Genomic DNA, 6,898 nt, shown 5'->3' with positions numbered 1-6,898 from the left:
CCCCCCGGTCGTAGAGCCGCTCGTACGCGGTGCGGTTATGCCGCTGCAGCCAGTCGCCGACGACGTTGCCAGCACTGACCGGATCCCACGCATAGTGCTCTTCCAGCGCGATCAACGACATTCGTCACTCTCCCAAGAACCTCCGCACCTCTTAGGGGCGCGGCTGGACCTCGACACTCGGCGGACGCAAAGAAGGCTCCGGTTGCCACGAGCGCCGCACGACACTGAATGCCGCCGCGCCGCCGGCCAGCACCACGACGGTCACACCGCCCGCGATCACCCACGGCCGCAGCTTGCTACGACGCTGCGAGCGACGGGCCTCCTGCAGCACCTGAGGCAGGTTGGCGACCACTTGCTGGGCAGCGGCCAACTCTTGAGCGATCGCCTCTTGAGCGGTAGCGATCTCCCGGGCCAGCCGGCCTTTGCGGTATCGGCGGCGCAGCTCAGACGCCGTCGACTGGGCGGACTGCACCCCGAGTCCGACAACGCCCCGGGTGACGTCCACCGGCCCCACCGCCGAGTAGGTCAGCCCGCGAGTCAGTCGCTCGCGCGGGGACATCCGGGTTTCCGCCATTTCGCTCATCTGCCGCCTTTCTAGGGTCTGGTCAGGTCGCCAGAGCCACTCCGGTACCCCAACAGACTGCCACCAATACGGTGCCTAGGGGCCCATTGACGAGCACTCGGTAAGCAAACGCGTCGGGTGAGACCGGGTGCGGCCCAGCCGACGCGTAATGGCAGACTGTGGTCCCGTGACTAACAGCCCCTTTCAGACCGCCACCGCCACGTTGCATACCAACCGCGGAGACATCAAGGTCGCCCTATTCGGAAACCACGCGCCCAAGACCGTCGCCAACTTCGTCGGCTTGGCGCAGGGCACCAAGGAGTACACGACCCAAAATGCGTCGGGTAGCACCGCCGGCCCGTTCTACGATGGTGCGGTTTTTCACCGGGTGATCCGGGGCTTTATGATCCAGGGCGGCGACCCGACCGGGACCGGCCGTGGCGGCCCCGGTTACAAGTTCGCCGACGAATTTCACCCCGAGCTGCAATTCGACAAGGCCTACCTGCTGGCGATGGCTAACGCCGGGCCCGGTACCAATGGCTCGCAGTTCTTCATCACGGTTGGTCCGACTCCGCACCTGAACCGGCGGCACACGATCTTCGGTGAAGTGACCGACCCCGAGTCGCAGCGTGTCGTCGACACGATTGCCACAACGGCGACCGACGGCAACGATCGGCCTGCGCAGCCGGTCGTAATCGAGTCGATCACGATCTCCTAGAACGCCACTCTCACGTGCGCCGGGGGCCGGCGTAACGGGCGGCCGTCAGGCTATCGAGCACGTCCAGCGGATCGGTGCCCAGATCCCAGCGTGACAACACGAACAGTCCTCCGTTGACGGTCTCGATCTCGAGCAGCCGGACCTTGCGCGCGTAACGACGAAACTGCGAGATCCTGATGATCTTGATGTCACGGCGCCGCAATAACTGCGTCCGGAACCACCCCCGAATTGCCAGACCATCGGGGGTGATTGCCAGCTTCGGCCGGGCTCGCCACGAAACGACCGCAAACAAGATCAGACCCAGTGCGGCAATCCCGGCCAGAACCCGCCCCGGCGGATCTGTGACCAAGGTCACAGCAGCGATAGCCATCAAAACGCCCGCGGCTCCACAACCAGCGATTCCCGCCGTAGGAGGCGCCCATCGTGTTTGCTGCATGCGTTCCCCAAACCCTCCCACCACGGCCAATACAGTTATCCACAGACGCTATCAACAGTGGGGATAAATCACACGCGTGTGATTGATTGGCTATAAGGTTGCTGGGCCAGTAAAGTACCTGCCACAAGATGAATTCAATGCTTGGCCGCTCCGCATCAGTGCCACCGCATCGTGAGCAACAACCCGGTGATCATGAAAGCGAACGCGATCGCGTAGTTCCAAGGGCCCAGCTCGGCCATCCAGTTCAGCGCTTTGGGAGCTTGGCTGCCGACGGCCGCAAGCTGAAACACCATTAACCACACCAGACCGACCAGCATCAGTCCGATGAACAACGCGACGAACCACACGCTGGACGGTCCAACTTTGACCTTCACCGGTGTACGGCTCACCGCGCTGACGGTGAAGTCGTTCTTCTTACGGACCTTCGATTTGGGCATTTACTACCTCGAGATACCTCGACAACACGGCGAGCGGGACAGGGTGCAACGATTAGGTTGCTGCTGTAGACACAACGTGGCTACGAGACTAACCCAACCGATCCCCTCGTCAGGAAACGGAGGCGCGATGGACTATCAGCGCCGCTCGCTATGGCGATTCGGGGTACCGCTAGTGTGCTTGCTTGCGGGGCTGCTACTGGCCGCGACCCATGGGGTTTCCGATGGTGCGGAAATCCGCCGCAGCGACGCACCGCGACTTGTCGACCTGGTCCGTCAGGCGCAGGCGTCGGTGAATCGGCTTAACTCGCAGCGCGATGCGCTGACCACCCGGATCGACGCGACGCACGGCCGGTCCTCGGATACCGCATTGACGGCGATGCTCAACCGAGCCTCCCAGCTGGCCGCCGAGGCCGACATGAATGCGGAGCACGGCCCAGGTTTGGTGGTGACGCTCAATGACGCGCAGCGCGACGCCAACGGCCGCTTTCCCCGCGACGCCTCCCCCGACGACCTGGTGGTCCATCAACAAGACATCGATGCCGTTTTCAATGCGATGTGGAGCGCCGGCGCCGAGGTAATCCAGATGCAGGACCAGCGCATCATCGCGACCTCGGTAGTTCGTTGCGTTGGGAACACTCTGCTGCTCAACGGACGCACCTATAGCCCGCCCTACACGATTGCCGCGATTGGCAATCCTGCCGCCATGCAAGCGGCCCTGGCAGCAGCTCCGCTGGTTACCCTGTACAAGCAGTACGTTGTCCGCTTCGGCCTGGGCTACCGCGAGGAAGTCAAGGCCGACGTGCAGGTCGCAGGACATGCCGAACCCGTGCGCACGCACTTTGCCCAGCCCATGGGCCCCATCGGGTACTGAGGCGTACCTGGGGCCGGGCGGTAACCTGTCACGATGCGGATCCTGGTCGTCGACAACTACGACAGCTTCGTGTTCAACCTGGTGCAGTATCTGGGCCAGTTGGGCGTGGCGGCCGATGTGTGGCGCAACGACGACTCCAGGCTTGCCGCCGAGGCTGCTGTCGCCGCCCAGTTCGACGGTGTGCTGCTAAGCCCTGGCCCCGGCACTCCGGAACGAGCGGGCGCCTCGGTGAGCATGGTCGGCGCATGCGCTGCGGCGCGCACGCCGTTGCTAGGAGTGTGCCTGGGTCACCAGGCCATCGGCGTGGCGTTCGGCGCCACCGTCGATCGCGCGCCCGAATTGCTACACGGCAAGACCAGTAGCGTTTTCCACACCAATGCCGGCCTGCTGCAAGGCCTTCCGAACCCCTTCACGGCGACCCGCTACCACTCACTGACCATCCTGCCCGAGTCACTGCCGGCTGACCTGGAGATCACCGCGCACACCCGCAGCGGAGTGATCATGGCAGTCCGCCACGCCGAGCTGCCGATTCACGGTGTCCAATTTCATCCCGAGTCGATCCTGACCGAGGGCGGACACCGGATGCTGGCCAACTGGCTGTCCTACTGTGGATGGACGCGAAACGACACGCTGGTGCGCCGGCTGGAGAACGAGGTCCTCACCGCTGTGCGACCTAACGTACCCGGGGACTCAGGCGTTACTGACCGAACTTCAGCGTGATAACGCCGTCCCGGTTGACACCCGCGCCGGCCGGCGGGCTTTGATAGACCACGCGATTGTGCTGGGAGGAGCCGGAGTCGACATCGGGTCCCTTGTCCAGCACCCCGGTCCAACCCAGCGCACGCAGGCGCGGTTCAGCGTCGGTCCAAAACATTCCGGACAGATCAGGCATGACGAACTGGTTGCCTTTGGACACCTGCAACTCGATGACCGAATCAACCGGAACAGTGGTGCCCGCGGGCGGGTTGGTGGCGATGACCTCACCCGCCGGCCTCGGGCTGTCCACCTGCGCCTGGCTGAATTTGGTGAAGCCGTAAACGTTGAGGTTTTTTTGCGCCACATCGACGGTCTGGCCCGCCACATCGGGTACCTGTTTCGTCTCGGGCCCGGAGCCGACGATGATCGTGATGACATTGGTGATCGCCGACGTCTGATTAGCCGGCGGGTTGGTCCCGATGACTTTGCCCGCCATTTCCGGGGTCGAGGGCGAGTTAGCCTGCTTGAACCTGCCGAATCCGGCTGCGGTGAGTTTTTTGACCGCGTCGGCGTAGGTCAGCGCGGAGACATCGGGTAATTCGCGCTGCTCGGGTCCGGTAGACACATTGATGGTGATTTCGTCACCGGCACCCACTGACGCGTTGGCGGCTGGGTCGGTGCCGATCACATGGTCGGGTGGGATTGCCGAGTCAGGTTTCTGCAACGTGCGGGTTTTGAAGCCCCGGTTTTGCAGCGCTGCGATCGCGTCGGCGGACGCTTGACCGCGCACGTCGGGAACTTGCACCTTGCGTGTGTTGCCGCCGAATGTGTTGATTGCGATTGTGACAACGACCGTGAGCACCGCTAGTACTGCGACCACGGCAACCCAGCGGCCAACCGAAGGGGTGGTTCGGTCGCGGTCGGTATCGTCGAGCAGCTGTCGCGGCAGCGGATCGGTGCGTGGACCGGCAGGGTTTCCCGGCGCCGACGACAGCAACGAGCGCCGTTCCGCGCCGGTGAGAACCTTGGGCGCCTCCGGTGGCTCGCCGTTATGTACTCGCACCAAATCGGCCCGCATCTCCGCGGCGGTTTGGTAGCGATTTTCCGGGTTTTTGGCCAGCGCTTTGAGCACCACGGCATCGAGGTCGGCCGAGATGCCCTCGTGGCGTTCCGACGGCGGGATCGGGTCTTCTCGGACATGCTGATAGGCCACTGCCACCGGCGAGTCGCCGGTGAAAGGTGGTTCGCCGGTCAGGACTTCGTAGAGCACACACCCCAACGAGTAGACGTCGGAGCGGGCATCGACGGAATCGCCGCGGGCCTGCTCAGGGGAGAGGTACTGCGCGGTCCCGATCACCGCCGCGGTCTGAGTCACACTGTTGCCGCTGTCGGCGATCGCCCGGGCGATGCCGAAGTCCATCACTTTCACCGCGTTGGTCGTGCTGATCATGATGTTGGCCGGCTTGACGTCACGGTGGATGATGCCGTTCTGATGGCTGAAGTTCAGCGCCTGGCAGGCGTCGGCGATGACCTCGATAGCCTGTTTGGGCGGCATCGGGCCCTCGGTGTGCACGATGTCACGCAAAGTGACGCCGTTGACGTACTCCATGACGATGTAGGGCAGCGGGCCGGCGGGCGTGTCGGCTTCACCGGTGTCGTAGACCGCCACGATTGCCGGGTGATTGAGCGCCGCCGCGTTCTGCGCCTCGCGCCGAAAACGAAGGTAGAAACTGGGGTCACGGGCCAAGTCGGCGCGCAGCACCTTGACCGCAACGTCGCGGTGTAAGCGCAGATCGCGGCCCAGATGAACTTCAGACATCCCCCCGAAACCGAGGATGTCGCCCAGTTCGTAGCGATCCGACAGGTGCCGAGGGGTGCTCATTGCGGTGTCTCGTATCGATCCAGCGACGCGTGGCGAATCGGCGTCGGCGGGGCAATCCCGCTGGTTCCCGGCTGCGGGCCGTACAGTCCAGAATTCCCTACTTCTTGGTCATCCGTCCAATTGACGCGCAGGCCCTGCCCGGCGGGAGTCTGACTCGCCGGAGCCGTTTGGGTCACGGTCGGCAGCGGTGGCGGTTGCTGCGGGCTTTCGGCACGCGAATTGATGACGATGAGCACCGCGATGATGATTGCCAGCGCCCCGAGTACCCCCGCGGCCCACAGCAGCGCCCGCTGGCCCGACGAAAACGTACGCCGAGCCGGCGGTGGCCGGTGACCCCCGGTCGCTGGGCGGGATCGCCGCGTCGCCGTGGTCCGGCCGGTGGGGTTGCCCGCGATTCGGGCCGGCACGCTCGACGGAATGGCCGCCGGGGCAGCGCGCCCGGGAGGCGGTGATTGGCTGGGTCTGGGCGGTCGGCGGCCGGCCCGTACCGCGGCGACGGCGTCGGCGAACGGTCCCCCGCTGCGGTAGCGCATCTGGGGGTTCTTGACCAGGGTGATCTCGATAAGTTCTCGCACATTGGGTGGCAGCTCGGCCGGCAGCGGCGGCGGAGGCTCCTTGATGTGCTTCATCGCGACCGTCAGGGCGCCGTCACCGGTGAACGGACGCTTGCCCGAAACCGCTTCGTAGCCAACCACTCCCAGCGAATACACATCGCTGGCCGGGGTTGCGTCGTGACCCAGAGCCTGCTCGGGCGCGATATATTGGGCGGTACCCATGACCATCCCGGTCTGGGTGACGGGCGCGGCGTCCACGGCCTTGGCGATACCGAAATCTGTGATCTTCACCTGCCCGGTGGGGGTGATCAAGATGTTGCCCGGTTTGACGTCGCGGTGGACCAGCCCGGCGGCGTGGGCAACCTGAAGCGCACGACCCGTCTGTTCGAGCATGTCGAGGGCATGCCGCAGCGATAACCGGCCGGTGCGTTTGAGCACCGAGTTCAGCGGCTCGCCGTTGACCAGCTCCATCACCAGATAAGCCGTGCGCCCCTCGCCGTCCATCTGGCTTTCGCCGTAGTCGTGCACCGCCGCGATCCCGGGGTGGTTCAGCATTGCCGTGGTCCGGGCCTCGGCCCGGAACCGCTCGATGAACTCTGGGTCGGAGGAAAACTCGTTCTTGAGTACCTTGACCGCGACGCGTCGGCCCAGCCGGCTATCGACTGCTTCCCAAACCTGGCCCATGCCGCCGGTGGCGATGAGCCGCTGCAGGCGGTAGCGACCGGATAGCGTCACACCAACT

At 64.7% G+C, this 6,898-nt stretch carries 8 protein-coding genes; 3 read left to right on the top strand and 5 right to left on the bottom strand.

The annotated features are described in order from the left end of the window. Positions 1–151 precede the first annotated feature (151 nt). Complete coding sequence (cwsA, locus tag F0Q45_RS23295) at positions 152–583, bottom strand: cell wall synthesis protein CwsA (protein ID WP_149656157.1); 432 nt, start codon at positions 581–583, stop codon at positions 152–154. A 148-nt stretch (positions 584–731) separates the two neighbouring features. Here cwsA and F0Q45_RS23290 point away from each other — a divergent pair, with 148 nt between their 5' ends. After that, positions 732–1,280, top strand: a complete 549-nt coding sequence (locus F0Q45_RS23290; protein ID WP_149656156.1) for a peptidylprolyl isomerase — start codon at positions 732–734, stop codon at positions 1,278–1,280. 10 nt (positions 1,281–1,290) lie between these two features. Here F0Q45_RS23290 and F0Q45_RS23285 read toward each other — a convergent pair whose 3' ends face one another. Together F0Q45_RS23285 and crgA are read right to left on the bottom strand one after the other, a co-directional pair. Continuing rightward, positions 1,291–1,716, bottom strand: coding sequence for a PH domain-containing protein (locus tag F0Q45_RS23285; protein ID WP_149656155.1), 426 nt, complete (start codon positions 1,714–1,716; stop codon positions 1,291–1,293). Between the two features lie 155 nt (positions 1,717–1,871). Next, entirely contained in the window at positions 1,872–2,153 is a 282-nt protein-coding gene (gene crgA, locus F0Q45_RS23280; protein WP_149656154.1) for a cell division protein CrgA, read from the bottom strand. Positions 2,154–2,280: 127 nt separating this feature from the next. Between crgA and F0Q45_RS23275 the strand changes: the two genes are divergently transcribed. Both F0Q45_RS23275 and F0Q45_RS23270 read left to right on the top strand, forming a co-directional pair. Continuing rightward, on the top strand, positions 2,281–3,024 hold the full coding sequence (locus tag F0Q45_RS23275; RefSeq protein WP_149656153.1) for a DUF881 domain-containing protein: 744 nt from the start codon (positions 2,281–2,283) through the stop codon (positions 3,022–3,024). 33 nt (positions 3,025–3,057) lie between these two features. Next, positions 3,058–3,744, top strand: coding sequence for an aminodeoxychorismate/anthranilate synthase component II (locus F0Q45_RS23270; RefSeq protein ID WP_149656152.1), 687 nt, complete (start codon positions 3,058–3,060; stop codon positions 3,742–3,744). Here the strand turns inward: F0Q45_RS23270 and pknB are convergent. Together pknB and F0Q45_RS23260 are read right to left on the bottom strand one after the other, a co-directional pair. Then, on the bottom strand, positions 3,722–5,602 hold the full coding sequence (gene pknB, locus F0Q45_RS23265; protein ID WP_149656151.1) for a Stk1 family PASTA domain-containing Ser/Thr kinase: 1,881 nt from the start codon (positions 5,600–5,602) through the stop codon (positions 3,722–3,724). The two genes, F0Q45_RS23270 and pknB, sit on opposite strands and share 23 nt — an antisense overlap. After that, positions 5,599–6,898 (bottom strand): serine/threonine-protein kinase (locus F0Q45_RS23260; RefSeq protein WP_188113115.1); only part of this gene is annotated, 1,300 nt, incomplete at its 5' end. The genes F0Q45_RS23260 and pknB, both read right to left, overlap by 4 nt.

The sequence above is a fragment of the Mycobacterium simiae genome (assembly GCF_008370645.1).
GTDB classification, from domain to species: domain Bacteria; phylum Actinomycetota; class Actinomycetes; order Mycobacteriales; family Mycobacteriaceae; genus Mycobacterium; species Mycobacterium simiae_A.
This window is presented reverse-complemented; position numbering and strand designations above follow the sequence as displayed.

Excerpts from the sequence above, each read along its gene's own strand:
- pknB (WP_149656151.1), bottom strand. The coding sequence starts at position 5,602 with ATGAGCACCCCTCGGCACCTGTCGGATCGCTACGAACTGGGCGACATC.
- F0Q45_RS23275 (WP_149656153.1), top strand. The coding sequence starts at position 2,281 with ATGGACTATCAGCGCCGCTCGCTATGGCGATTCGGGGTACCGCTAGTG.
- F0Q45_RS23270 (WP_149656152.1), top strand. The coding sequence starts at position 3,058 with ATGCGGATCCTGGTCGTCGACAACTACGACAGCTTCGTGTTCAACCTG.
- F0Q45_RS23285 (WP_149656155.1), bottom strand. The coding sequence starts at position 1,716 with ATGCAGCAAACACGATGGGCGCCTCCTACGGCGGGAATCGCTGGTTGT.
- F0Q45_RS23290 (WP_149656156.1), top strand. The coding sequence starts at position 732 with ATGGCAGACTGTGGTCCCGTGACTAACAGCCCCTTTCAGACCGCCACC.
- cwsA (WP_149656157.1), bottom strand. The coding sequence starts at position 583 with ATGAGCGAAATGGCGGAAACCCGGATGTCCCCGCGCGAGCGACTGACT.
- crgA (WP_149656154.1), bottom strand. The coding sequence starts at position 2,153 with ATGCCCAAATCGAAGGTCCGTAAGAAGAACGACTTCACCGTCAGCGCG.